Source organism: Mesorhizobium sp. ES1-4 (assembly GCF_020164745.1).
GTDB lineage: Bacteria > Pseudomonadota > Alphaproteobacteria > Rhizobiales > Rhizobiaceae > Mesorhizobium.
The window spans coordinates 1-22425 of record NZ_JAIUGV010000020.1; the positions used below are offsets into that span (position 1 = coordinate 1).

At 62.9% G+C, this 22425-nt stretch carries 22 protein-coding genes, 1 tRNA gene and 2 pseudogenes; 18 read left to right on the forward strand and 7 right to left on the reverse strand.

What is annotated here, in order from left to right:
- Positions 1-595: pseudogene (locus LB556_RS27625) on the reverse strand (flagellar motor protein MotB); the annotation flags it as partial.
- A gap of 197 nt (positions 596-792) precedes the next feature.
- Between LB556_RS27625 and LB556_RS27630 the strand changes: the two are divergent.
- Positions 793-1239: a YcgN family cysteine cluster protein gene (locus LB556_RS27630; RefSeq protein WP_224570825.1), complete on the forward strand. Its 447-nt coding sequence runs from the start codon at positions 793-795 to the stop codon at positions 1237-1239.
- 199 nt (positions 1240-1438) lie between these two features.
- Positions 1439-1795, forward strand: coding sequence for a hypothetical protein (locus tag LB556_RS27635; protein ID WP_224570747.1), 357 nt, complete (start codon positions 1439-1441; stop codon positions 1793-1795).
- Positions 1796-1956: 161 nt separating this feature from the next.
- Here LB556_RS27635 and LB556_RS27640 read toward each other — a convergent pair whose 3' ends face one another.
- Complete coding sequence (locus tag LB556_RS27640; protein WP_224570748.1) at positions 1957-2667, reverse strand: SIMPL domain-containing protein; 711 nt, start codon at positions 2665-2667, stop codon at positions 1957-1959.
- A 135-nt stretch (positions 2668-2802) separates the two neighbouring features.
- On the opposite strand from LB556_RS27640, the gene LB556_RS27645 reads away from it, so the two are divergent.
- Positions 2803-2878: transfer RNA gene (locus LB556_RS27645), tRNA-Ile, on the forward strand.
- Between the two features lie 143 nt (positions 2879-3021).
- Here LB556_RS27645 and LB556_RS31925 read toward each other — a convergent pair.
- The 4 genes and pseudogenes from LB556_RS31925 to LB556_RS27665 form a co-directional block, all read right to left on the reverse strand.
- Positions 3022-4074 (reverse strand): annotated as a pseudogene (locus tag LB556_RS31925) (tyrosine-type recombinase/integrase); the annotation flags it as partial.
- 15 nt (positions 4075-4089) lie between these two features.
- Positions 4090-4335: a hypothetical protein gene (locus tag LB556_RS27655; RefSeq protein ID WP_224570826.1), complete on the reverse strand. Its 246-nt coding sequence runs from the start codon at positions 4333-4335 to the stop codon at positions 4090-4092.
- A gap of 272 nt (positions 4336-4607) precedes the next feature.
- The gene (locus tag LB556_RS27660; protein WP_224570827.1) at positions 4608-5405 is read right to left on the reverse strand and encodes a GntR family transcriptional regulator; all 798 of its coding nucleotides are present in this window, start codon (positions 5403-5405) and stop codon (positions 4608-4610) included.
- 5 nt (positions 5406-5410) lie between these two features.
- Positions 5411-6451, reverse strand: a complete 1041-nt coding sequence (locus tag LB556_RS27665; protein ID WP_224570749.1) for a Gfo/Idh/MocA family protein — start codon at positions 6449-6451, stop codon at positions 5411-5413.
- A 180-nt stretch (positions 6452-6631) separates the two neighbouring features.
- Here LB556_RS27665 and LB556_RS27670 point away from each other — a divergent pair, with 180 nt between their 5' ends.
- The 10 genes from LB556_RS27670 to LB556_RS27715 all read left to right on the forward strand — a co-directional run bounded on the left by LB556_RS27670 (position 6632) and on the right by LB556_RS27715 (position 16939).
- Positions 6632-7900, forward strand: a complete 1269-nt coding sequence (locus tag LB556_RS27670; RefSeq protein WP_224570750.1) for an ABC transporter substrate-binding protein — start codon at positions 6632-6634, stop codon at positions 7898-7900.
- A 197-nt stretch (positions 7901-8097) separates the two neighbouring features.
- Positions 8098-8985: a carbohydrate ABC transporter permease gene (locus LB556_RS27675; protein ID WP_224570751.1), complete on the forward strand. Its 888-nt coding sequence runs from the start codon at positions 8098-8100 to the stop codon at positions 8983-8985.
- 8 nt (positions 8986-8993) lie between these two features.
- Complete coding sequence (locus LB556_RS27680) at positions 8994-9881, forward strand: carbohydrate ABC transporter permease (RefSeq protein ID WP_224570752.1); 888 nt, start codon at positions 8994-8996, stop codon at positions 9879-9881.
- 57 nt (positions 9882-9938) lie between these two features.
- Complete coding sequence (locus LB556_RS27685; RefSeq protein ID WP_224570753.1) at positions 9939-10982, forward strand: SIS domain-containing protein; 1044 nt, start codon at positions 9939-9941, stop codon at positions 10980-10982.
- Entirely contained in the window at positions 10982-11911 is a 930-nt protein-coding gene (locus tag LB556_RS27690) for an ROK family protein (RefSeq protein WP_224570754.1), read from the forward strand. The genes LB556_RS27685 and LB556_RS27690 overlap by 1 nt, the downstream gene beginning before the upstream one ends.
- Positions 11912-11915: 4 nt before the next feature.
- Complete coding sequence (locus LB556_RS27695; RefSeq protein ID WP_224570755.1) at positions 11916-13007, forward strand: ABC transporter ATP-binding protein; 1092 nt, start codon at positions 11916-11918, stop codon at positions 13005-13007.
- Between the two features lie 184 nt (positions 13008-13191).
- Positions 13192-14190 carry an ABC transporter ATP-binding protein gene (locus LB556_RS27700; protein ID WP_224570756.1) on the forward strand — a complete coding sequence of 333 codons (999 nt, stop codon included), beginning with the start codon at positions 13192-13194 and terminating at the stop codon, positions 14188-14190.
- A gap of 1 nt (position 14191) precedes the next feature.
- Complete coding sequence (locus LB556_RS27705) at positions 14192-15061, forward strand: ABC transporter permease (protein ID WP_224570757.1); 870 nt, start codon at positions 14192-14194, stop codon at positions 15059-15061.
- On the forward strand, positions 15058-15861 hold the full coding sequence (locus tag LB556_RS27710) for an ABC transporter permease (protein WP_224570758.1): 804 nt from the start codon (positions 15058-15060) through the stop codon (positions 15859-15861). The genes LB556_RS27705 and LB556_RS27710 overlap by 4 nt, the downstream gene beginning before the upstream one ends.
- 31 nt (positions 15862-15892) lie before the next feature.
- A complete protein-coding gene (locus LB556_RS27715; RefSeq protein ID WP_224570759.1) occupies positions 15893-16939 on the forward strand; it encodes an extracellular solute-binding protein in 1047 nt (348 codons plus the stop codon).
- Positions 16940-17010: 71 nt separating this feature from the next.
- Here the strand turns inward: LB556_RS27715 and LB556_RS27720 are convergent, their stop codons facing one another.
- Positions 17011-17712, reverse strand: coding sequence for a GntR family transcriptional regulator (locus LB556_RS27720; RefSeq protein WP_224570760.1), 702 nt, complete (start codon positions 17710-17712; stop codon positions 17011-17013).
- Between the two features lie 145 nt (positions 17713-17857).
- Here LB556_RS27720 and LB556_RS27725 point away from each other — a divergent pair, with 145 nt between their 5' ends.
- From LB556_RS27725 to LB556_RS27745, 5 genes are all read left to right on the forward strand, one after another.
- Positions 17858-18742 carry a fumarylacetoacetate hydrolase family protein gene (locus LB556_RS27725; RefSeq protein ID WP_224570761.1) on the forward strand — a complete coding sequence of 295 codons (885 nt, stop codon included), beginning with the start codon at positions 17858-17860 and terminating at the stop codon, positions 18740-18742.
- Positions 18743-18771: 29 nt separating this feature from the next.
- Complete coding sequence (locus tag LB556_RS27730) at positions 18772-20046, forward strand: metal-dependent hydrolase family protein (protein ID WP_224570762.1); 1275 nt, start codon at positions 18772-18774, stop codon at positions 20044-20046.
- A gap of 5 nt (positions 20047-20051) precedes the next feature.
- Positions 20052-20579, forward strand: coding sequence for a 4-vinyl reductase (locus LB556_RS27735; protein ID WP_224570763.1), 528 nt, complete (start codon positions 20052-20054; stop codon positions 20577-20579).
- Between the two features lie 329 nt (positions 20580-20908).
- Positions 20909-21172, forward strand: coding sequence for a hypothetical protein (locus LB556_RS27740; protein ID WP_224570764.1), 264 nt, complete (start codon positions 20909-20911; stop codon positions 21170-21172).
- Positions 21173-21420: 248 nt separating this feature from the next.
- A complete protein-coding gene (locus tag LB556_RS27745; protein WP_224570765.1) occupies positions 21421-22377 on the forward strand; it encodes an ArdC family protein in 957 nt (318 codons plus the stop codon).
- Positions 22378-22425 lie beyond the last annotated feature (48 nt).

Consider the following 22425-nt stretch of genomic DNA (forward strand, 5'->3'; position numbering starts at 1 on the left):
CGCCGGCGGGTGCCTGCTCGGTCTGCTGCTGCTGGTCGCGCTTCTTCTTGCGCGGCTGCTGCTGGTCGTTGGCGGGAGCGGCCTCGCTGGCTGGCGCCTGCTCGGTCTGCTGCTGCTGGTCGCGCTTCTTCTTGCGCGGCTGCTGCTGGTCGTTGGCGGGAGCGGCCTCGCCGGCGGGTGCCTGCTCGGTCTGCTGCTGCTGGTCGCGCTTCTTCTTGCGCGGCTGCTGCTGGTCGTTGGCGGGAACGGCCTCGCTGGCGGGCGCCTGCTCGGTCTGCTGCTGCTGGTCGCGCTTCTTCTTGCGCGGCTGCTGCTGGTCGTTGGCGGGCGCGGCCTGGCCGGCGGGCGCCTGCTCGATCTGCTGCTGCTGCTCACGCTTCTTGCGCTCGGGCTTCTGCTCGCCCTGCTGCTTCTGTGCGCAGGCTTCGGCTGATTCGCCCTCGGCGCAGGCCGCCTGGGCCAGGATGATTGGCGCGACGCTACGTTGCATCGGGCCGAACGTGGCTGTCCCCTGGAGCGGGGACGCGCCTAACGGCGCGGATGCCATCAACAGGCCAAGCGCTGTGCCTGCCAGAATCCGTGGTTGGCGTTTCATCGAAAATTCTCCTTGTGGGGTCCCATCCTTGCCGAAACCGCTTTTAACGAAATTGGTTCCAGTCGCCCAGCGTTAGGGGCCGTGCGGGGCTATTGGCCGGCCTTTTGAAGGCAACATCATGTCATTCGGCCTGTTAGAGGCCCATTCCGGCCTTTGCCGCGCTTGACCTTGGGGGCGGCTGGGGCCACATGCCGGAAATGGAAACGCCGTTCTGGAAAACCAAGACGCTGGAAGCGATGAGTCCCACGGAATGGGAATCGCTCTGCGACGGCTGCGGCAAGTGCTGCCTGTCGAAGCTCGAGGACGAGGACACCGGAGAAATCTACTGGACCAGCGTCGGCTGCCGGCTGTTCGACGCCGAGAGCTGCCGCTGTGCCGATTATGCCCACCGGCTGGCACGCGTTCCCGATTGCGTCGGCCTGACGCCGCAGAATGTGCGCACCATCAGCTGGCTGCCCAGCACTTGCGCCTACCGGCTGGTGGCCGAGGGCCGCGATCTCTACTGGTGGCACCGGTTGGTCTCGGGCAGTGCCGAGACCGTGCATGAGGCCGGCATCTCGATGCGCGGCCGGGTCAAGGCGAACGAGACCGAGCTGGCCGAGCCGGAAGACTATTTTGACTATATGCTCGACGAGGAGCCCTGACCGCGCGGAGGAAGGCGCGCCGGCTTTGGCCGGCTACGATTTGGCCGGCGAGGGATAGCAAATGGCCGGCGCTTGGCCGCTGGCGCCACATGAACGGCGGATGAACGGCGAGTTCGTGAATGGTTCAGACAGGCGAGTGCATTCTGGCGCCATCGGTTTCACGACGACGGGCGCAGGCCCGCAACAAGGAGAGAGAACCATGTACACCACGATCAAGACGGCGGCCCTTTCGGCGCTGGTCGGCCTCGGCACGCTGGCGGCCATCCCCGCCCATGCCGACAGCCTCTATCTTGGCTTCGGCAACAACCAGGATCCGCGCTTCGGCGTCTATGCCGGCGACGATGGCTATCGCCACCGCCGGGATGAGCGCCGCGACGACTGGCGCCGCGGCTGCTCGCCGGAGCGCGCGCTCGACAAGGCCGAGCGCATGGGGCTGCACCGTGCCCGCATCGTTGACGCCAACCGCCGGGTGGTCAAGGTGATGGGCCGTCAGTACGGCGACCGTGTCGTCATCGTGTTCGCCAACGAGCGCGGTTGCCCGATCATCAACCGTTGAGCCTTTTCAGCCTGGAGGCTGGATCGCCCGCAACGTCGGTTGCGGCATAATCCTCTGCGAGGATCGCGAGGCTCGAAAAAACCCCGCGGGAGCGATCCCGCGGGGTTTTTCATGTGCCAATGATCGATGGCCGGCAGGGACCGGCCATCGCCTTAAACCGGTTACTTGAGTTCGAAGGTAACGGTGACCTGGACATTGTAGGCGTTCTCGCCGGCCTGCACCGGCGCCGCCCCGGCCGCGGCGTCGAAGGCCTTGGCGTTGATCGGCATCGGCGCCGGTCTGATGTTCTGATCCGTGATCTCGAGCACGCGGCCGAGGCTGACCCCGGCCGCCTCTGCCAGCGTCTTGGCCTTGGCCATGGCGTCGGCGACTGCCTTCTTGCGCGCCTCGGTGACGGTGGCCGCCGGATTGTCATTGGTGAAGGCGATGCCGCCGCCCTGGTTGACGCCGAGTGACACCGCCTTGTCGAGGATCTCGCCTGTCTTGTCGACGTCGCGCACGCGCACCGAGAGCGTGTTGGTCACCTGGTAGGCGATGAGTTCGGCCTCCTGGCTGCCGTCCGGCTTGTTGGTGTAGTTGTAACGGGGGTTGATCTGGATGCCCGCGGTTTGCAGGTCGCGATCCTTGATGCCGGCGGCCTTCATCGCGGCGATCACGGCGGCCATGGCGTCATTGTTGGCGTCGAGCGCGGTGCGCGCCGTCTTGGCTTCGCGCATGACGCTGAGCGTCAGGACCGCCAGATCGGGGGCCACGGTTGCTTCGCCCTCGCCGGACACGATGATGCGTGGCGGCGTCGGCAGGTCGGTGGCTCCAGCCATCGCCGGAAAAGCGATTGCAGCGGCGAGCGCGAGTGGCAAAAGATGTCTGGTCATGAAAAATCTCCTTGGTCCGCGATCAGGTCGCTGCGGTCGCGTAGAGCGCGATTATGGGATGATTTGGGCGATCTGCGAAAGCACGCCGGTAAAGCCTTGTGCCGCGATGGGAAAAACATTAATCCAGCGCGCGTGGGGCCTGTAGCTCAATGGTTAGAGCCGGCGGCTCATAACCGCTTGGTTGGGGGTTCGAGTCCCTCCGGGCCCACCATTATCGTTATTTATCAATGGCTTACGGGTAGGTTCGCCAACAGGTTCGCCAAAAGGTTCGCCAAGCAGCGGCTTGCGGGTCACGAGCCGCACAACGCGATCCATGCCCTGAACCGCCAGGCGGACCTGCGATGCCTCGCGTGAATAGAGTTCAGCGTGATCGATGTCGTCGTGACCCAGCACATCCATGAGCTGCCTGGTCGAGGCCTCTGCCTCGGCGAGATAGACGCCAAGTGATTTTCTCAGTCCGTGCAGCGTCAGCCCTTTGGCAAGCCCTGCAAGCTTGCACCAGTGTGCCATGGTCCCGGTCAGGGATTTGGCGGAGAAGGGCTGGCCATAAGCGGTCACCAGGACGGTTTCACCGCGCTTGTCCGTGGCCTCAAGGATTTCGGCAAGCATCGGGGTAATCGGTACGAAAAGCCGCTTGCCACCGGTCCGGTTCTTGTTCTTTGCCTGGACAATGTCGAAGCCGTCGAAATGGCGCTCCTGGCCATCGATCATGACCTTGCGCGTCACCCTCTGGTCCCACCGCAAATCGGCGACATCGCCGCGACGATTGCCCAGCCATAACGCCAGGCCATAACAGGTGCGCGCAGCCGTCCCCAGCGGCCAGTGCTGCTCAAACTTTTGCATGGCTTCGTGAGGCCAAGCCTTCCAGCCCGTGTAAGCAGGACGCCACTCGACCGCTGCGGTAGGATCGATTTCGATCCAGTCCAGTCGTATCGCGACATGGACGAGCTTGCGTATCGCGACCAGCAGGTGCTTGGCCTTGTGTGGTGTCGCGATGAATTGCCCCAGAAGCTCTTCGACGTGGACCCGCCGCAGGTTCTTAACGGGCACATCGCGCCATGTCAGCGGATGGTCCGGGACAACCCGCAGACCCAGAAATTCCTCGATCAGGCGCCTATTTTTGAATTTCGTGCTCTCATCATGAGCGAGCCACTTGACCGATGCCTTCAATCTCTTTTCCGCTGCTCCGAAGGTTCCTGGCAACGCAGCACCCGGCCTTGTGACCACCGGCGCCTTTTGAATCTTCCGACCCTCGACAGCGGCCTGATAGGCTTGCTTGAAACCGCTCGCGTTCGGGGCGGGCAGAGGCACCACGCGCCCTTTGGCGCGATAGCGCCAGCGCGTCTTTCCATGACGGTCCTGATAAGAGGACAAACCCGGATATTTGTCTTTGAGACGCTGTTCCATAGCAGGACCAGACTATTAGCCTCGATGATTCCCTTGCAAGAGGAAGTCGACGATATTGTCGTCATCGTCGCCGGGCAGATCCGCGAACGCGGCCTCCAGTTTAAGGCGATCCCAGATCACACGACTATCGATTTTCTTCGGTTTTGGCATCCGCCGGTCGGCGACCATTTGGTCGAATTTTGTCACGCCAACGCCGACGTATCGTGCGGCTTCGTCCCGTGACAGGCCGCGTGGTGGGTAGAAGAGAGTATCGCTCTTTATCACCTTGGTCCTCCAAGCACCTTCCAATCGCGTGGAGCTATTTTGCGAGTATCTCGCCGAAATAGGGGGTCTCGGTATCAAGGGACAGTCCCCTGACTGGTATCGAGTGTTCCGGGGTGTCGCGGCGTGCGAATAGGACGGTTGAGCGCGGCGGGAGCTGGAATACTCGACCTTCCGCAGGCCGTGATCGAGTAGGGTTTAAAATGAAACCAATGGCCTGGAAGTGAAAATCATCCCGTGTCGCATGGCCTCGCTGAGCGAACCAACTTAACCTAGGCGGCGCCGCGTCGGTCCGAAGCAACGGGTTGTGCTCCGACAGGCCATGCGAACTTTCCTGTCCGAGAGAACGATGTACGGAGCCGATAGCGATCACCTGCGTAGCGGATGGTCGAGGACAACAACGGACGGCCGGAAGCGTCGACGATCAGCTGACGCATGACCAAAGTGGATTTGCCTACGCCCATGTCGAGATGTTGCGCCAGCGCCGAATCCGCACCATGGGCCTCAATCGTGGTCTCGGCGCGGGCCAGATCGATGCCGGCGGCGATCAGCAGACCGAACAGCGAAGCGGTCCGAAAATCTACCTGGCCGAGATGGGGCGCCAGGGCGACGGCGAAGAACGAGGTGTCGACGGCGACCGGGACCTGGTCGAGCCGGCGGATGCGTTCTAGGTGAAACAGCGTCGTGCCGGGCGCGATTGAAAGCTCCTCGGCTTCGTCGAGCGTGGCCGGTGCTTCCTCGGCACGCAGCACGTCGGAGGAGGGCGTCAGGCCAAGGCGCTTGGCGGTCTCGCTGAACGATTCCAGCGTGTTGGGAAACTCCTTCGGCACCTTGGCCGAGACATACCAGCCACGCCCGTGCGACGGCGTCAGCACGCCTTCCTCGACGAGGCTCTGCAGGGCCCTGCGCAAGGTCACCCGGCTGATCGACATCCGCGTGAACAGGTCGCGCTCGGCCGGCAGGCGCGCGCCCGAGGCGAGCTTGCCGCTGGCGATCTCCTGCAGGATCGCTTCGGCGGCCTGCCGCCAGAGCGGCTCCGGTCCATCCAACTGCAGCGGCGAGCCCTCCATCTCAGTCACCCATCCGCCTTCACTTTTTCCCACACGCCCGTTCGCATCGAACGGTAGCAGGCGTCAATTATCCGGTTGACGATGACACCGTCCTCGAAGGTTTCCATCGGCACTGTCCCCGCCGTGAAGTGATCCACAAAATGCCGCATCTGCTGCGAAAAACCATAGGCCCTGGTCTCTTCCGGTACCGGATAGACCCAGCCAGTCTCTGCGTCAGCCTTCTCGACGAGATAACCCACCGGTTTCTCGATAAAGCCCCAAACCGGGCCGACGGATGTGTCGGTGACAATACGCCCGGCCGAGCCGACCAGTTCGTGACGCAGCTGCATGCCGCCTTTCTCGATCCACGAGGATTCGATCGTGGCAAGCTGGCCGCCGGCGAATTTCAGCAGTGCGATCGCGGTGTCCTCGCCGGTCGTCTTGTCGCCATGGGCCATGGTGGCGCCCCACGCAAACACCTCGGTGATCAGATTGTCCTTGCCGAAAAAATGACGCGCGCTCTCGACAGTGTGGCAGCCCATGTCGAGCAGGGCGCCGCCGCCGGCGAGTTCGGCGTTCCAGAAATGCGGCGCATGGGGTCCCGAATGCGCTTCCCGGGCCCGCATGGTCAGCAGATTGCCGATGCCACCCGCCTGGATCATCTGGTGTGCCTTGGTGATGTTGGGCGAGAACACGGCGCATTCGGCATAGCCATGCCAGATACCGGCGCGCTGGACGATGTCGAGGATTTCCCGTGCTTCCTTGCCGGTGCGCGCCAACGGCTTGGTGCAGATGACAGCCTTGCCGTGTTTCGCGGCGATCCTGACGGCTTCGAGATGGATCTCGTTGGGCAGCGCGATCACCACCAGTTCCACCGCTGGATCCGCGCAAACGGTGTCCATATCCCGGTGCGCCGTGACCCGCGGTCCCCACTTCTTGGCAAAGGTCGTGGCTCGCTCGAAACTGCGTGACGAGCAGGCCACGAGTTCGGCGGTGCGTACGTCGAGCAGAGAGTCCGCATAGGTCTCGGCAATGAAGCCCGAGCCCAGAATTCCAACTCCAATCATCGAGCCCTCCCGAATTTCCTTGCCATCGGTTGGGCGTGTCCAATCAAGACGGCGCCTCATTCGATGATAAAAAGACAACACAATACCACTTGTCACAAGATGTATCATTAGGTATGGTCCGAGGCAACAGTGCAAAATCGTGAATCCACAAGAGGCACCGTGTTGAGGGAGGACCCCAAAATGCGTTCGATACATGCATCGATTCCGCTGGCAATGACGCTGAGCGCGATGTTTTCCAGTGGTATCGGCATGGCCTATGCCGACCCGGTGACCATTACCCTGAACAGTTGGCGCACCGAGGACATCGCGGTCTGGCAGGACACGATCCTGCCCGCTTTTGAAGCCAAGCATCCCGACATCAAGATCGAGTTCGCGCCGATCAATACTAATGAATACAACGCCGCCATCCAGTCGCAGGTCGAGGGCGGCGCCGGCGGCGACCTGATCACCTGCCGCCCCTTCGATGTGAATCGCGAATGGATCAAGCGCGGCTATTTCGAATCGCTCGAAGGCCTGCCAGGCCTGGCGAATTTCGACAAGACGTCGCGTGCGGCGTGGAGCGGCGCTGACGACAAGACCTATTGCCTGCCGGTCGCCGCCGTGCTCGCCGGCTTTTACTACAACGCCGACATCTTCAAGGAACTCGGCCTCAAGGTGCCGACCACCAGCGCCGAGTTCATCGCTGTACTGGAGGCGATCAAGAAGGATGGCCGCTACACGCCGCTCGCCTATGGTTCGGCCGAATCCTGGCAACTCGCCTATAACGGTCTCTATTCGATCGGCCCGGCCTATTGGAAAGGCGAGGACGGCCGTCTCGGCCTGATCGATGGCAAGAAGAAGCTGACCGATCCGGAATTCGTCGATGCCATCGCCGCTTTCGCGGCCTGGAAGCCATTCCTGCCCGCCGGGCAGGAGAGCCTCAACTATGCCGACATGACGCAGCTGTTCACGCTCGGCAAGGCGGCGATCCTCCCCGACGGTTCGTGGGACATCAACCAGGCGACGTCGACCAATTTGAATGTCGGCGTGTTCGGCCCGCCGGCGCCCAAGGCCGGCGACCAGCGCTATCTGCAGGAGATGCCCGACATGGGCATCGGTATCAACGCCAAGAGCGCGCACAAGGATGCGGCCAAGACCTTCCTCGACTGGGTCGCCGGGCCGGAATTCCAGGAACTTTATGTCAACGCTGCTCCCGGCTTCTTTGCTATGAGCTCGAAGCCGGTCACCTACAAGAACAAGCTGGCACAGGATTTTGCTGACCTGAAGAAGGGCGCTGAGCTCACGCCACGCCTGGCGCTGGATCGCCTGAGTGCCGGCACGCCGCCGCTCGACGACGAGACCTGGCGTCTCCTGCAGGTGATGTTCACCAAGTCCGATGTTACGCCGCAGCAGGTCGCGACCGAACTCCAGGCAGGCCTTGCCTCCTGGTACGGACCGCAGAAGAAGTAATCGGCAATGCTTCGCGCATGCCTTGCCAGCTGGCCGGACATGCGCAAGCCCCGCACGCCGACGCCATCCAAGCCGGCGTGAACAGGAGCAATCCAGGAAAAGTGTGAGACGGTTTTCCGTCCGGAATTGCGTCGAAACAAAAGATATAGAGCGGTTCCCGTTTCCGCGAAACGGCGAACCGCTCCAGAGGTCTTCAGTTGATATCTCCCGCTGCCGCCTACCGAAACCTGCTGCTGTTCGTGCTGCCGGCCCTGGCCGTCTATTTGGTCTTTGCTGTGCTGCCGCTGGCGACGTCGATCGTGATGAGCTTCTTTCAGACGAGTGGCGCTTCAGGCCGGACGTTCGTCGGCCTCGCCAATTACGAACGCCTGTTCACGCACCCGACCATAAGTGCCCGCTTCTGGAATGCGTTGCTCAACAACATCCAGTATTTCGCCATCCATCTGATTGTCGAAGTGCCGGTAGGCTTGCTGCTGGCTGCTTTGCTCACCTCCGGCAAACTGGCTCGGTCGGAAGGCATCTATCGCACCTTGCTGTTTATTCCGGCGACGCTGTCGGTGGTCATCGTCGGCTTCGTCTGGCGCCTCATCATTAACCCGCTCTGGGGCCTGGTCGGCTTTCCGCTGCTCGGAACGGAATCGACCGCGCTCACCACCATCTCGCTGATGTCGGTGTGGCAGTATTTCGGCATCCCGATGGTCTTCCTCTACAGTGCCCTGCTGGCGGTGCCCAACGAGCTTGTCGAGGCCGCCAAGATCGACGGCGCCAGCGGCTGGACGACCTTCTGGAAGATCAAGTTCCCGCTGATCGCGCCGCAGTTCGGCCTGATCGCGATCCTCACCTACATCTGGACCTTCAACGGCTTCGACCTGGTGTTCGCGCTCAACGGATCGGCGCCCGGTCCGAACTACAGCACCGACATCCTCGGCACCTACTTCTACCGCACCTTCTTTGGCTCGAGCGGACAGCTTGCCGATCTCGACCTGGGCGCTGCGGTCGCGACGGTCATCTTCCTCACCGTGTTGCTGGTGACGGCAGCCTATTTCTGGCTGATCCAGCGCCGTCTGAAATCCTATTCGGTCTAGGAGCTGACATGAGCGCCCCAGACCGCATATCAGACCTTGCCATACCAGCCGCCCGCCGTCGCCAGGACCGCGAACCCTGGCCGGTCGAACGCATCATCGTGCACGCGCTGCTGATCCTGTTCGTGCTGCTTGCCATCGGGCCGGTGCTGATCGTCATCATCAATTCGCTGAAGACGACGCCGGCGATCTTCGGCGGACCGTTTGATCTGCCGACGGCCAAGACCTTCAGCCTCGAAGGCTACAAGCGCGTCTTCACGCGCGGCAATTTCATCGTCAACTACCTCAACAGCCTGATCGTCACGGTGACCACCATCGTGCTCACCATGGTGCTGTCGACCCTCGCCGCCTTTGCCCTGGTCGAATACCGCGTGCGGCTGGCCTCGCTGCTTGGCGGGCTGTTCGTGCTCGGCATCATGCTGCCGATCCGGCTCGGCACCATCCCGCTGATCCAGATGATGCTGGCCTGGCGGCTGATGGACACGCTTGCCGCACTCATCCTCGTCTACACCGCCATGAGCGTCCCGATCGCGGTGACGTTGATGGTCACCTATTTCCGCACCGTGCCGACCGATCTCAAGGAAGCCGCGCGCATGGATGGCGCCAGCGAACTGCGCACCTTCTGGATCGTGCTGCCTTTGGTCAGGCCGGGCCTCGCCGCAGTCGCGGCACTCACCATGCTGCCGGTCTGGAACGACCTCTGGTTTCCGCTGATCCTGGCGCCGAGCCGGCAGAACCAGACGGTGACGCTCGGCGTGCAGCAATTCGTCGGCCAGTTCATGAACGACTATCCCGCGCTGCTCGCCGCACTCACGCTCGGCGCGGTGCCGCTGGTTCTGCTGTTTACCCTGTTCTCGCGGCAATTCATCAGCGGCCTCAGCAAGGGCTACAGCAAATAGCCGTGCCTCCGACAGATTTTAACGAGACTGACAATTTCGAACTGATGGAACGATGCGATGCAGATAGGCACTTACATCCGCCGGCAGCCCGCGACCCTCACCGGTCTCCCCGCCGCCATCGGCGCGGATCTCGATGGCTTTGCGAGCCTGCGCCAGAGGCCGGAACGGATCGTGCTGCTCGGCACCGGCTCGTCGATGAACGCACTTCTGGCCGGCGCCGAAGCGCTGGAGGAGGGGACGGGTGCCTCCGTGATCGCCAAGGAGCCGGAGGCATTCCTGCGCCTGCCGCCCAGGGCATCGGCCCAGCGCACGTTGGTGCTGGCCGCTTCGCAGTCGGGCATGAGCATCACCACGATTGAAGCGGTGCGCCTGGCGGTTGAGCTCGGTTTCCCGACGCTTGTCATCACCGGTGAAGCCGGCAGCCTGATCACCGAGACCGGCGCCGAGATCATCGTCATGCCGATCGGCACGGAGACGGTCGGCCCCAAGACCATGGGCTATTCCGCCACCGTCATCTCGGTGCTGGCGGTCGCCGCCAAGCTCGCCGGCAGGACGATCGATGTGTCGGGGTTGCTGCAGCAACTGGAACAGACGGCGGAAACCGGTCTTGCCGCCGCGAAAGACTTGATAATCCGCTTCGGTGTGCCCGATTACATCCTGGTCGCTGGCCAGGCGACGCATCTCGGCACCGCGCTCGAGACGTCGCTCAAGATTGCCGAGATCAGCGGTGTGCCGACTGCTGGTTTCGACACCGAGGAGGCTTTGCACGGCCATGTCTATGGCACGACGGATAAGAGCCTGGTTATATCAATCGCGCAGACCGAGGCCGAGGCCAAGGTTGCCGCCAATCTCGGCGAGGCACTGGCCGAACTCGGACCACGCACCGTCGTCCTGAACCTCTCCGGCTACTCGACCCGCTTCGACCTCGATGTCAACTGGCCGACGGAGCCAAAACAGCAATGGCTGGCCGGCTGCTGGGCGCCGATGCCGCTGCAATGGTATGGCTGCGAGCTGGCGATCGCGCGCGGCATCGATCCTGACAAGATGATCTACCCCAACCTCGGACGGCGGCTCAACGTGCGCATCCGCAAGGAGGCGTGATGGTAACCGCTGTTGGAATCGACATTGGCGGCAGCCTGGTCAAGCTCGGCGTCGTCGACGGTTCGGGCAAGGTCCTCGCGCGCAGCGCTGTCCCGGTGCATCGCGATATAGAATTCGCCGATTTCGTTCATCTGGTCACCAACGTGACCGAGGAACTGAGGCGGGCATTTCCCGGCATCACTGCGATCGGCATCGGCGTGCCCGGCACGCCCAATCCCGAGACCGGCATGCTCAACGGCCGCTGTCCGGCGATCCCGGCGCTGCTGAAGGGGTCGCTGTCGAAACTGTTCTCGATCCGCTTCGGCGTGCCGGCCGTCGTCCGCAACGACGCCGTCAGCGCTACCCATGGCGAAATGCGCCATGGCGCCGGACGTCCGTTCTCGCGCTTTGCGCTGCTGACGCTTGGCACCGGCATTGGCGGGTCGATGGTCATCGACCGCAAGGTCATCGACGGCCCGGACGGGCTGCCGCCGCAGTTCGGCTGCATCTCGCTCGACCCGGCCCGCACCGATATCGCCGATCCGGTGCCGGGCATGGTCGAGAACCTGGCCAGCGCCCGCGCGCTGGTCAACCGCTACCGCCAGCTCAAGCCCGACACCGATGCCAAGGACGCCGAGACCGTCGTCGATCTCGCCAAGGGAGGCGATCCGGCAGCGCTGCAGGTCGTCGACGAAGTGGCGCGCTGGCTCGGCCAGATGATCGGCATCATGTCAAACATGCTCAATATCGAGGCGGCGATCATCGGCGGCGGCCTGTCGCTGGCCGGTCCCTTCTTCATTGATCGCATAGCCAAAAATGTCAGGGATTTCGTCCTGCTCAAGCCTGGCCGGCCGCCGGTGATCGTGGCGGCGGAGCACGGCAACGATGCCGGCGTGATCGGCACCGCGGCACTGGCGCTCGACCTGTTCGCGCCCCCGGCAAAGGAATAGCCCCATGGCGGATGTCGAACTGCGCAAGATTTCGAAAAGCTTCCAGAACCTGAAGGTCGTGCACGATATCGATCTCGAGATCGCCGAGGGCGAGTTCGTCGTCCTCGTCGGACCGTCCGGCTGCGGCAAGTCGACGACGCTGCGCATGGTGGCGGGACTGGACCGGCCGAGCGGCGGCGAGATCCATATTGGCGGCCGGCTGGTCAACGACGTCCAGGCCAGGGATCGCGACATCGCCATGGTGTTCCAGAGCTACGCCCTCTATCCGCAAATGACGGTGGCGCAGAACATGGCTTTCGGCCTGCGCATCCGCAAGGTTCCGGACGCCGAGGTGACGCAACGCATCGCACGTGTCGCCGACATTCTCGATCTCAGCGAGCTTCTTCAGCGCAAGCCGCACCAACTGTCCGGCGGCCAACGCCAGCGCGTCGCCATGGGCCGCGCCATGGTGCGCCAGCCGAAAGTCTTCCTGTTCGACGAGCCGCTCTCCAATCTTGACGCCAAGCTCAGGGGCAAGATGCGCGCCGAGATCAAGAAGCTGCACCAGATGGTCGCCACCACCACGGTCTATGTCACCCACGACCAGGTCGAGGCGATGACCTTGGCCGACCGCGTCGTGGTGATGAACAAGGGGCGCATCGAACAGATCGGACCGCCCAACGACCTCTACCACGAGCCGGCCAGCCGCTTCGTCGCCGGCTTCATCGGCAGCCCCGGCATGAACTTCTTCAAGTGCCGGCTGGAAGCGCGCGGCGACCGCCTGGCGGTGGTGCTCGGCGATGGCACGGCGCTTGCCGTTCTGGCGTCCCGCACCGCGCGCTACACCGGCCATGCCGGGCGCGAGCTCGAATTCGGCCTGCGGCCCGAGCATATCACCGAGCAGCGCGAGCGGCCCGATAGCGTCGACATCAAGGTGCCGGTCGAGGTCGTCGAGCCGATGGGTATGGAAACGCTGCTGCACGTGCTGGTCGCCGGCGCGGAAGTGACGGCGCGCATCGATCCCGCGGCGACACCGAAGCCAGGCGAGATGGCGACGCTGTCGCTCGGCATGGCCCACATGCATTTGCTCGATCTCGAAAGCGGCAAGGTGCTCTGAGACGCGACGGCTCCAACACAGGTCGAAACCGGCCCACCACACATTCGCGTGTCGAAACGCAAAAACAATATATTATCCGTTGACAAATATAATTTCTGAGCGAATTTTAGGTGCGGCGCCAGACGGCCGTGATGGCCTTCGACATGCAGGGACATCTTAAACGCAGTCCAGGAATGTGCCGGTCATGATCGACATCCACAGCGTGTCAAAATCCTTCGTGACCCGGGATGCCGATCCGGTGCATGCGCTGAACCTGGTCAGTCTCGAAATCTACGATAATGAGTTCTTCACGCTGCTCGGCCCGTCGGGCTGCGGCAAGACAACCTTGTTGCGCCTGATCGCCGGCTTCGAGGCGCCGAGTTCGGGCGCCATCCGCATCGCCGGCAATGACGTCGCGGCGTTGCCGCCGCAGAAGCGGCCGGTCAACACGGTGTTCCAGAGCTACGCGCTGTTCCCGCATATGAGCGTCGCCGAGAATGTCGCGTTCGGGCTGGAAATGCAGAAAGCGCCAAGATCGTTGATCGACGAGCGCGTCAGGGAAGCGCTTGCAATGGTGCGGCTGGAAGGCTTTGCGGCGCGCCGCCCGGCGCAATTGTCGGGTGGCCAGCAGCAGCGCGTCGCGGTGGCGCGCGCGCTTGCGCCCAAACCAAGCGTTCTCCTGCTCGACGAGCCGCTGTCGGCGCTCGACCTCAAGTTGCGCAAAGGCATGCAGAGCGAGTTGAAACGGCTGCAGCGCGAAACCGGCATCACCTTCGTTCTGGTTACCCACGACCAGGAGGAGGCGCTGGCCATGTCCGACCGCATCGCGGTCATGCGCAGCGGCGACGTGCTGCAGGTCGGCACGCCAAGGGACATCTACGACAACCCGCAGGACCGCTTCGTCGCCGACTTCATCGGCGAGTCCAACCTTTTGCCTGGTGCAACCCTTGGCCGCGACCCGGCGAAAACCATCGTCGTGCGCCCCGAACACATCGTCGTGTCGCCGGCATCGGACGGCACCAAGGGACACGCGACGGGCGCGGTCTCCGCCATCACCTTCCTTGGCTCCGACACGCTCTATGAGGTCGTGCTGGAGGAGGGGGCAAAACTGCATTCGCGCTCGCGCGGCGGTGCGGCGCTTTCGACCGGCGACAGGGTCGTCGTGGACTGGGCACGGCATCTCGAACGCGAACTGGCGAACTGAGATGGGTCCGACCCGCACCTGGCTCCTGATTGCGCCGGCCATGCTGGTCATCGGCATCTTCATGGTGCTGCCGCTGTTCCTGGCGGTCGCCTACTCCTTCATGACCGCCAACCCCTATGGCGGCGTCACCGCGCCGGCGACCTTCGACGCCTATCTGCAGTTCCTCTACCAGCGCGACTTCGACGACAGCCTGGTGTTTTCGCCGAGCTACGCGCTGATCATCCTGCGCTCGATCTATCTCGCCATCGCCACCACGATCATCTGCCTCGTCCTCGGCCTGCCGGTTGCCTGGTATATCGTCTGCCAGACGCCGGAGCGGCGGCGCATCCTTTTGTTCGCTGTCACGCTGCCGTTCTGGATCAATACCCTGATCCGCACCTATTGCTGGATCCTGATCCTGCGCGACGAGGGACTGGCGAACGGCGCGTTGCGCCATGCCGGCATCATCTCCGATCCGCTGCCGTTGCTTTACAATGACGGCTCGATCCTGCTCGGCCTCGTCTACACCTTCCTGCCCTTCATGGTGCTGCCGATCTATTCGACGCTGGAGCGCATCGATCCCCGGCTGATCGAGGCCGCGCACGACCTCTATGCCGGCCGCGCCGCCGTCTTCCGCCGCATCGTCTGGCCGCTGGCGCGGCCCGGCGCGCTGGCCGGCGCCACGCTGGTCTTCGCGCCGGCGCTGGGCTCCTTCCTGGCGCCGGACCTGCTCGGCGGCGGCAAGAAGCTGCTCATCGGCAGTCTGATCCAGATGCAGTTCACCTCCTCGCGCAACTGGCCGTTTGGTGCCGCGCTCTCGACCGTCGTGACGGTCGTGGTGCTGACCGTCTTCGTCATCCGTTCGCGCAAGGCGCAGGAGGACCTGCGATGAACGGCGTCAAACCCTTCGACTGGCGGCACACGCCCGGCCTGTCGGCCTACACCGCGCTGATCTTCGTGTTCTTCTACGCGCCGCTGCTGATCCTGGTGATCTACGCCTTCAACTCGAGCCGGCTGGTTACGGTGTGGGCCGGCTTCAGCTTCAAATGGTTCGTCGCCGTCGCCTACAATGGCGCGATCCGCGACGCCGCCTTGAACAGCGTCATCATCGCCATCGTCGCCACCATTGCCTCGACGGCGATCGCCACCGCCGGTGCGATTGCACTGGAACGCGGCCGGCCGCGCTTCGGGCGGGGTGCTGCAATGGCGCTGATCGCGATGCCGCTGGTGGTGCCGGAGATCGTCGTGGCGATCACCACGCTGATCTTCTTTTCGGGGCTCGGCATGCATCATGGGCTGCTCAATCTAATGATCGCCCACACCGTCTTCTGCATCCCATTCGCGCTGCTGCCGATCCAGGCGCGCCTGCGCGACATGGGCGGCACGCTGGAGGAGGCGGGACGCGACCTCTACGCTGACGAGTGGCGGCTGTTTCGACGTGTCACGCTGCCCTTGCTGCTGCCGGCAATCTCGGCCGGCGCCATCATGGCCTTCGTCGTCTCGCTCGATGATTTCCTGATCTCGATGATGGTGTCGAGCGCCGGCTCGACCACGCTGCCGGTCTACATCTACGGCATGATGCGGCTTGGCGTGACGCCCGAGGTCAACGCCATCTCCACCATCCTGCTTGCCGTTTCCATCATCTTCGTCGCCGCCGCCCTGCTCGTCGGACGGCGCAACAGATTTGCCTAGAAAAATAAGACCAGACCAGAGGAGAACGAACGTGACTAAATGGAAAGAAGGACTTTCGAAGATAGCCCTTGCAGCCGCTATGCTCGGCGCAATCACCACCAGCGCGCTCGCCGATGCCGGCGAACTGCACATTTACAACTGGACCGACTACACGTCGGACGAGATGATCAAGAAGTTCGAGGCGGAGACCGGGATCAAGGTTACCATCGACACCTATGATTCCAACGAAACCGCGCTCGCCAAGCTGAGCTCCGGTGCCGCCGGCTACGACGTGATGATCATCAGCAACGACTTCGTGCCGATCTTCATCAAGCAGAAGCTGTTCCAGGAAGTCGACGCCGGCGCGATGCCGAACTTCAAGAACGTCGATCCGAAATGGCAGCACCGGCCGTGGGATCCGGATGCGAAATACACCGTGCCATGGGTATGGGGCACCACCTCCTATTCCGTCGATACCGCCGTCTACAAGGGGCCGACCGACAGTTTGAAGCCGCTGTTCGACCCGCCGGCGGAATTGAAGGGCAAGGTCGGCATGTTCGGCTCGCCGACCGAGGTGATCTCGCTGGCGCTGGTCTATCTCGGCAAGGATCAGTGCAACAGCAATCCGGCCGACCTCAAGGAACTCGATGCCTTGCTCGAGGCGCAGAAGCCGTTCGTGAAGGTCTATAATTCCGACGGCATCGTCGAGCGTCAGGTTGCCGGCGAAACGGTCATGCACGAGCAATGGTCGGGCAAGGCGCTGGCGACGCGCCAGCAGAAGTCGACGGTCAAATACGTCTATCCTAGGGAAGGCGCTGTCGGCTGGATGGACAATGTCGCCGTGCCGACCAGCGCGCCCAATGTCGAAAACGCCAAGAAGTTTCTCAACTTCCTGATGGATCCCGAAAACATCGCCCTGCAGCAGAAATACACCGGCTACCAGAGCGCTATCTCCGGATCGAACAAGCTCCTGGCGCCGGAAATTGGTGGTTCGCCCGAATTCAATCCGCCGGCCGATCTCAAGATCACCTTCGCGCCGTCATGCGACGAGAAGGCGATCCGCGCCTATGACCGGATCTGGACCAATCTGCGCCAGTAGGCCGCGACACGAAACGCCGCCCGTCTTGCACGGGCGGCGTTTGTTTCTGTCCGAGGAGATCGAATGAAACGCTACGCCCGCTCAATCGTCTTGCGCGCCGGCAGGTCGTCGGCTTCGGCGGCGAGCAGGATGTCGGTGGTGACAGCCAGATGCTCCGCCAGCAATTCGCAGGCCTTCTCCGCCTCGCGGTCGAGCACGGCATTGGCGAGGTCCTGATGTTCCTTGCTGATGTTGCGCGCCCGGGGTGCCAGCGAGACCGAGCGGCGGCGATAGCGCTCGCTCTGGTCGTAAAGCTGGTCGCGCAGGCGCAGCAGCCAGCGGCTGTCGCAGCCTGCGACCAGCGCCTTGTGGAAGGCCGCGTGCGCGGTCGCCCATTCGTCGCTCGAATGCACCGGATCGTCCGGCGTATGCTCAGGCGTGCGCGACAGCCGGTGGAGTGCCGCGACCAGCTGCGATTCCCAGGCGACATCGCCGACCTCTATGGCGCGGCGGATGCACAGCGTTTCGATCTGGATGCGCGTCTTGGTGAGGTCGAGCAGGTCCTCGGCCGAGATCGGAGCGGCGCGAAAGCCGCGCTGCGGTTCGGCCACGACGAGGCCTTCGGATGTCAGCCGCGACAGCGCCTCGCGGATGGCGCCGAGGCTGACCGACAGCCTGTCGCACAGCTCCTGGACCTTGAGCCGGCTGCCGGGTGCGATCCGGCACGACAGCAAGTCGGCGCGCAAATCCTCATACGCGCCCTGGGTGAGATTGATCGAGCCTTCCCTAGCCATTCGTTTGCCTGCGGGCGAATCCGTCCTTCGAGGGGCCTTGATACATTATCCCAGCGGAAAATCAGAATGCAGAATAATATATTCTCTGTTGACAGATATATAATTTGTCAACAAAGTCCAGTCGTCACGAGCAAGGGTGTGGCCAGTGCGATTTGCAGCCTATAAATCGTCGCGGGGACCTGGGCTGGCGATCGCCTTGCCGGCAGGCGAGTTCCGCGGCATCGACGCCAGCGATGCGATGTTTCCCGGATGGCTGGACGAGCTGATTGCCGAAGGCACGCCGGCACTGCAGGCCGCCGGCGAGAAGCTGGCCTGCGGGCGGCGCATTGATGCGAAATCGGTCGAATGGCTGCCGCCGATCTCGAGGCCCGGCAAGATCATCTGCGTCGGCCTGAACTATGTCGACCATTCGATCGAGAGCGGCTTCGTGCCGCCGACCTATCCGACTTTGTTCGCCCGTTTCTCGACCAGCCTGATCGGGCATGGCGCCGCGATCCGCCGGCCGGAGGCTTCGATCCAGCTCGATTATGAAGGTGAGATGGTGGCGGTCATCGGCAAGGCCGGCCGCCACATTGCACCACGCCAGGCGCTCAGCCATGTCGCCGGCTATTCCATCTTCAACGACGGTTCGATCCGCGATTTCCAGACCAAGGCGCCGCAATGGACCGTCGGCAAGAATTTCGACGGCACCGGGTCGTTCGGGCCGATTTTCGTGACCGCGGACGAACTGCCGCCGGGCGGCAAGGGCCTGCGCATCCAGACAAGGCTCAACGGCGAGATCGTCCAGAACGCCTCGACCGACGACATGATCTTCGATGTCGTGTCGCTGATCTCGATCATCAGCGAGGCCATCACGCTCGAACCCGGCGACATCCTCGTCACCGGCACGCCGTCCGGCGTCGGCATGGCGCGCAAGCCGCAGCTTTTCATGAAGCATGGCGACATCTGCGAAGTCGAACTCGAAGGCGTCGGCATCCTGTCCAATGTCGTGGCCGACGACGTCATCGCAGCACAAGCCGTCAACCAATAACCCTCGCCAACTCCGAAAGGACGTTTGTCATGACAAGAGTGATGTTTCGAAATGCCATGCTCTGGGACGGCACGGGCGCTGACGCCTATCCGGCCGATCTCCTAGTCGGCAATGGCCGCATCGTCACCATCGCACGCACGCCGGGCCAGTTGTCCGGCGAAGGCGCGACGACGGTCGAATGCCGCGGCATGACGCTGATGCCGGGCCTTGTCGAAGGCCATGCCCATATCTCGTTCGGCGGCGCGATCAAGGATTCCGATCTCGGCTTGATCCCGCCCGAGGAGCATCTGCTGCTCACCATGCGCAATGCCAAAACCTTGCTCGACCACGGCTTCACCAGCGCCTACAGCGCTGCGACCTCGAAGCTTAGGCTCGACATCGTCATCCGCAACGAGATCAATGCAGGGCGCCTGCCGGGTCCGCGCATGCGTGCCGGCAGCCCGGAGATCACCGTCACCGGAGGCCTCGGCGACGAGCGCCAGCAGCATATGTACCATGAGAGCTTCGGCATGATCGCCGATGGCGTTGAAGAGATCACCAAGGCGGTGCGGCTTTGCTGCCGCGAAGGCGCCGACAACATCAAGATCAACATTTCGGGTGATGATCTCAGCCCCGCGGCGCATGGCGGCCTAACCGTCATGAGCGAAGCCGAGGTAATGACTGCGGTGCAGGTGGCGCGCGACTTCGGCAAGAAGATCAACTGCCATGCCCGCGCCGCCGGTTCGGTCAAGCGGGCGGTCAAGTGCGGCGTCGACGTCATTTACCACTGCGAATCCGCCGACGAAGAGGCACTCGACGCGCTGGAATCGGCCAAGGACCGCATCTTCGTCGGCCCGGCCATCGGCATCATCTACGGCACGCTCTATGAAGGTGAGCCCTTTGGCTTCACCCATGAAATGGCGGTCAAGTTCGGCATGCAGCGCATCCTCGACGACAGCCGCAAGGTCTACACCGAATTGCGCAAGCGCGGCGTGCGCGCGCTGATCGGCGGCGATTACGGTTTCGCGCAGACGCCGCAGGGCACCAATGCGCGGGATCTAAAGCACTTCGTCGACCTGCTGGGCTATTCGCCGAGCGAAGCGCTGCAGTGCGGCACGCGGCTCGGCGGCCAGGTGATGGGGCTCGGCGACGAGCTCGGCTTGGTCAAGGAAGGCTTCATCGCCGACCTTTTGCTGGTCAATGGCGACCCGCTGAAGGACCTCGACATGATGGTGCATGAGAAGAACCTCGTCGTCATCATGAAGGACGGCGAGCTCTACAAGGACCAGTCGGCCTCGGTCGCCTCGCAGCGGCAGGCGGCATAAGCGCCATGCAGCCCGCAGTTCCGATCGATGTCGATGATACAAGCGGCATCTGGCGGACCGACGGGCTGCCCATGGTCTATCTGCCCAGGCATTTCCTGGTGAACAATCATCTCGCGGTGGAGGCAGCCCTCGGCCGCGCGGCCTACAGTGCCATCCTGCGCGCGGCGACGGCGAAATCCGCCATCGAATGGTGTGAGGCGCAGGTGCGAGACAAGAGGCTCGATCCCGAAGCGACGTTTCGGCACTATTTCCAGCGGCTGTCGCAGCGCGGCTGGGGCCAGTTCTCCGTCGATGAACTGGATATCGCCGGCCGGCGTGGCAGCATCGGCCTGAGGAACTCGATCTTCACGCTGGAAGCGAGGCAACAGCAGGGCCAGCGCGTCTGCTACATGTTCGAGGGGTTCATATCGGGAGCATTCTCTTTTCTGCTCGGCAATTCCGGCGCGAGCGCGATTGAATGCGAAGAAGTGTACTGCGGCCGCGAAGCTCACGATCACTGCCGCTTTAAGTTCGCGATAGGGGTCTCGCGTTGAAAGTCAATGAGACGACCCGTACTCGGCTGCTCGTCTCGCCATGATCATCTTGTAGATCGGAGCGACATCGCACGTCCCGAAAAAGCTTTCGCCAGCCTTGATCCATGGCTGCCTTCCTTGGCGTGTCCATGTTGTCGACTGCCTAGACGATCGCGTGTTCCAGCACCCACCACGGTTCCGGGTTCATAGTCTAGGTGTCAAAATCTTCCAGCTTGGGATTGGTGGTGGTGTTTGGCACCCAACTCAGAACGGCTGCGGCTTGCAGCGGTGCTGTGTTGGCCATCGGGCTTTCTCCTCTACTTGCGCCGCCTCCCAGCTAGGAACTGGAAATGCTGGGCGCGAGCAATCAGGTCGTGATGCAGCACCATAGCTATATCCCGTTCCTTCGCATCACGCTCTACATCTGTTCTGACGCGGCGAATATCAACCGGACCTCTGATGTCGAAGTTGCGAAGCTGGTGCGCAACTCAGTGCCGATTTTCACGTTGTGTATTGCTGCCTCATCGAGCTCTCTCCGTTCAGTCAAATCTACCGAGCAAGGTTTTTCATGCGGCGCCCTTCGCCGGGGGCGGTCGGTCCCGCATCCCGCCTGACGGCGGCGCCATGCTGATGCTCCTGCGGCCGCCCTGTTGAACCGGTCTCAGGGCCACGAACTTGCTCCAGCACCGAACTGGCCGAATCTCGCTGGCGGACATTTCGGTGCTTGCGCCTTGTACGCCCTTGTTTGCCTGGCACGGAGAGCAGGGAGCTCTCCGTGCGGAGAGTGAGAGGAGGGTCGAGTTTTCCGCGACGGGTTGAAAGCGGAAGGAGAGGCCTTCGGCGCCGGTCGCGGAGAACCATAATGACTTTCCAACGCAATCGGAGCCGTGCAGTCGCCAAGCGTTCGAACCTCTATGATGAGATCACGGGCAAAATAATCGCCGAACTGGAAGCGGGTCGTTTTCCTTGGGTCCAGCCATGGGGCACGTCCGCAGCCAAGGCGCCGCTTTCCCTACCGAAGAACGCCAGCACGCAGCGCTCATATACAGGCATCAACGTTCTAATTCTCTGGGGCGCCGTTGTCGAACGCGGGTTTTCAACGCAGGCCTGGGTAACGTACCGACAGGCCCTCGGGCTCGGCGGCAATGTCCGCAAGGGCGAGCGTGGAAGCACGGTGGTCTATGCTGACCGGTTCGTCCCGACTGATGAGAAAAAGCGGGCTCGCGAGGCGGGCGAGGATGTCCAGGCGATCCCGTTCCTGAAGCGCTTTACCGTCTTCAACGTCGAGCAATGTGAGGGGTTGCCTGCCGAAGTCGCGACTTCGGCCCCGCCGCCGGCCGCGGGTTTGATCGAGCCGCAGGTCGAGAAGCTGATCAAGGCAACTGGCATCTCGTTCCGTCTGGGGGGCGACAAGGCCTTCTACGTGCCTGCCCAAGATTATGTGCAGGTGCCCCCTCCTCAGGCCTACTTCGAGACGATCAACTGGCACCGCACGGCTTTGCATGAGCTCGGCCACGCGACCGGTCACCGTTCACGCCTGGCGCGCGATCTCTCTGGCTCATTCGGTTCGAAGAAGTATGCCTTCGAGGAACTGGTGGCAGAGATCAACGCAGCTTTCTGCTGCGCCGCGTTGGGCATCGTGCCGACGGTTAGGCATGCCGACTATATCGGCTCCTGGCTTGAGGTGTTGCGGGAGGACAACCGCGCCATCGTGCGTGCCGCCAGCCGGGCAAGCAAAGCGGCCGACTGGATCCTGGATCATGTCCTTGCCGAACCCGCGATCGGCTCTGGCGCGGTCACTGACAAGAGGGCCGCTTGACCCTCACCTTCGCCAGGGACTTCGTCGCGCCAATGCCGTGCCTGGGCT

Excerpts from the sequence above, each read along its gene's own strand:
- LB556_RS27735 (WP_224570763.1), top strand. The coding sequence starts at position 20,052 with ATGCAGCCCGCAGTTCCGATCGATGTCGATGATACAAGCGGCATCTGG.
- LB556_RS27665 (WP_224570749.1), bottom strand. The coding sequence starts at position 6,451 with ATGATTGGAGTTGGAATTCTGGGCTCGGGCTTCATTGCCGAGACCTAT.
- LB556_RS27635 (WP_224570747.1), top strand. The coding sequence starts at position 1,439 with ATGTACACCACGATCAAGACGGCGGCCCTTTCGGCGCTGGTCGGCCTC.
- LB556_RS27680 (WP_224570752.1), top strand. The coding sequence starts at position 8,994 with ATGAGCGCCCCAGACCGCATATCAGACCTTGCCATACCAGCCGCCCGC.
- LB556_RS27640 (WP_224570748.1), bottom strand. The coding sequence starts at position 2,667 with ATGACCAGACATCTTTTGCCACTCGCGCTCGCCGCTGCAATCGCTTTT.
- LB556_RS27630 (WP_224570825.1), top strand. The coding sequence starts at position 793 with ATGGAAACGCCGTTCTGGAAAACCAAGACGCTGGAAGCGATGAGTCCC.
- LB556_RS27740 (WP_224570764.1), top strand. The coding sequence starts at position 20,909 with ATGCTGGGCGCGAGCAATCAGGTCGTGATGCAGCACCATAGCTATATC.
- LB556_RS27720 (WP_224570760.1), bottom strand. The coding sequence starts at position 17,712 with ATGGCTAGGGAAGGCTCGATCAATCTCACCCAGGGCGCGTATGAGGAT.
- LB556_RS27710 (WP_224570758.1), top strand. The coding sequence starts at position 15,058 with ATGAACGGCGTCAAACCCTTCGACTGGCGGCACACGCCCGGCCTGTCG.
- LB556_RS27695 (WP_224570755.1), top strand. The coding sequence starts at position 11,916 with ATGGCGGATGTCGAACTGCGCAAGATTTCGAAAAGCTTCCAGAACCTG.
- LB556_RS27745 (WP_224570765.1), top strand. The coding sequence starts at position 21,421 with ATGACTTTCCAACGCAATCGGAGCCGTGCAGTCGCCAAGCGTTCGAAC.
- LB556_RS27670 (WP_224570750.1), top strand. The coding sequence starts at position 6,632 with ATGCGTTCGATACATGCATCGATTCCGCTGGCAATGACGCTGAGCGCG.
- LB556_RS27660 (WP_224570827.1), bottom strand. The coding sequence starts at position 5,405 with ATGGAGGGCTCGCCGCTGCAGTTGGATGGACCGGAGCCGCTCTGGCGG.
- LB556_RS27705 (WP_224570757.1), top strand. The coding sequence starts at position 14,192 with ATGGGTCCGACCCGCACCTGGCTCCTGATTGCGCCGGCCATGCTGGTC.
- LB556_RS27700 (WP_224570756.1), top strand. The coding sequence starts at position 13,192 with ATGATCGACATCCACAGCGTGTCAAAATCCTTCGTGACCCGGGATGCC.
- LB556_RS27685 (WP_224570753.1), top strand. The coding sequence starts at position 9,939 with ATGCAGATAGGCACTTACATCCGCCGGCAGCCCGCGACCCTCACCGGT.
- LB556_RS27730 (WP_224570762.1), top strand. The coding sequence starts at position 18,772 with ATGACAAGAGTGATGTTTCGAAATGCCATGCTCTGGGACGGCACGGGC.
- LB556_RS27690 (WP_224570754.1), top strand. The coding sequence starts at position 10,982 with ATGGTAACCGCTGTTGGAATCGACATTGGCGGCAGCCTGGTCAAGCTC.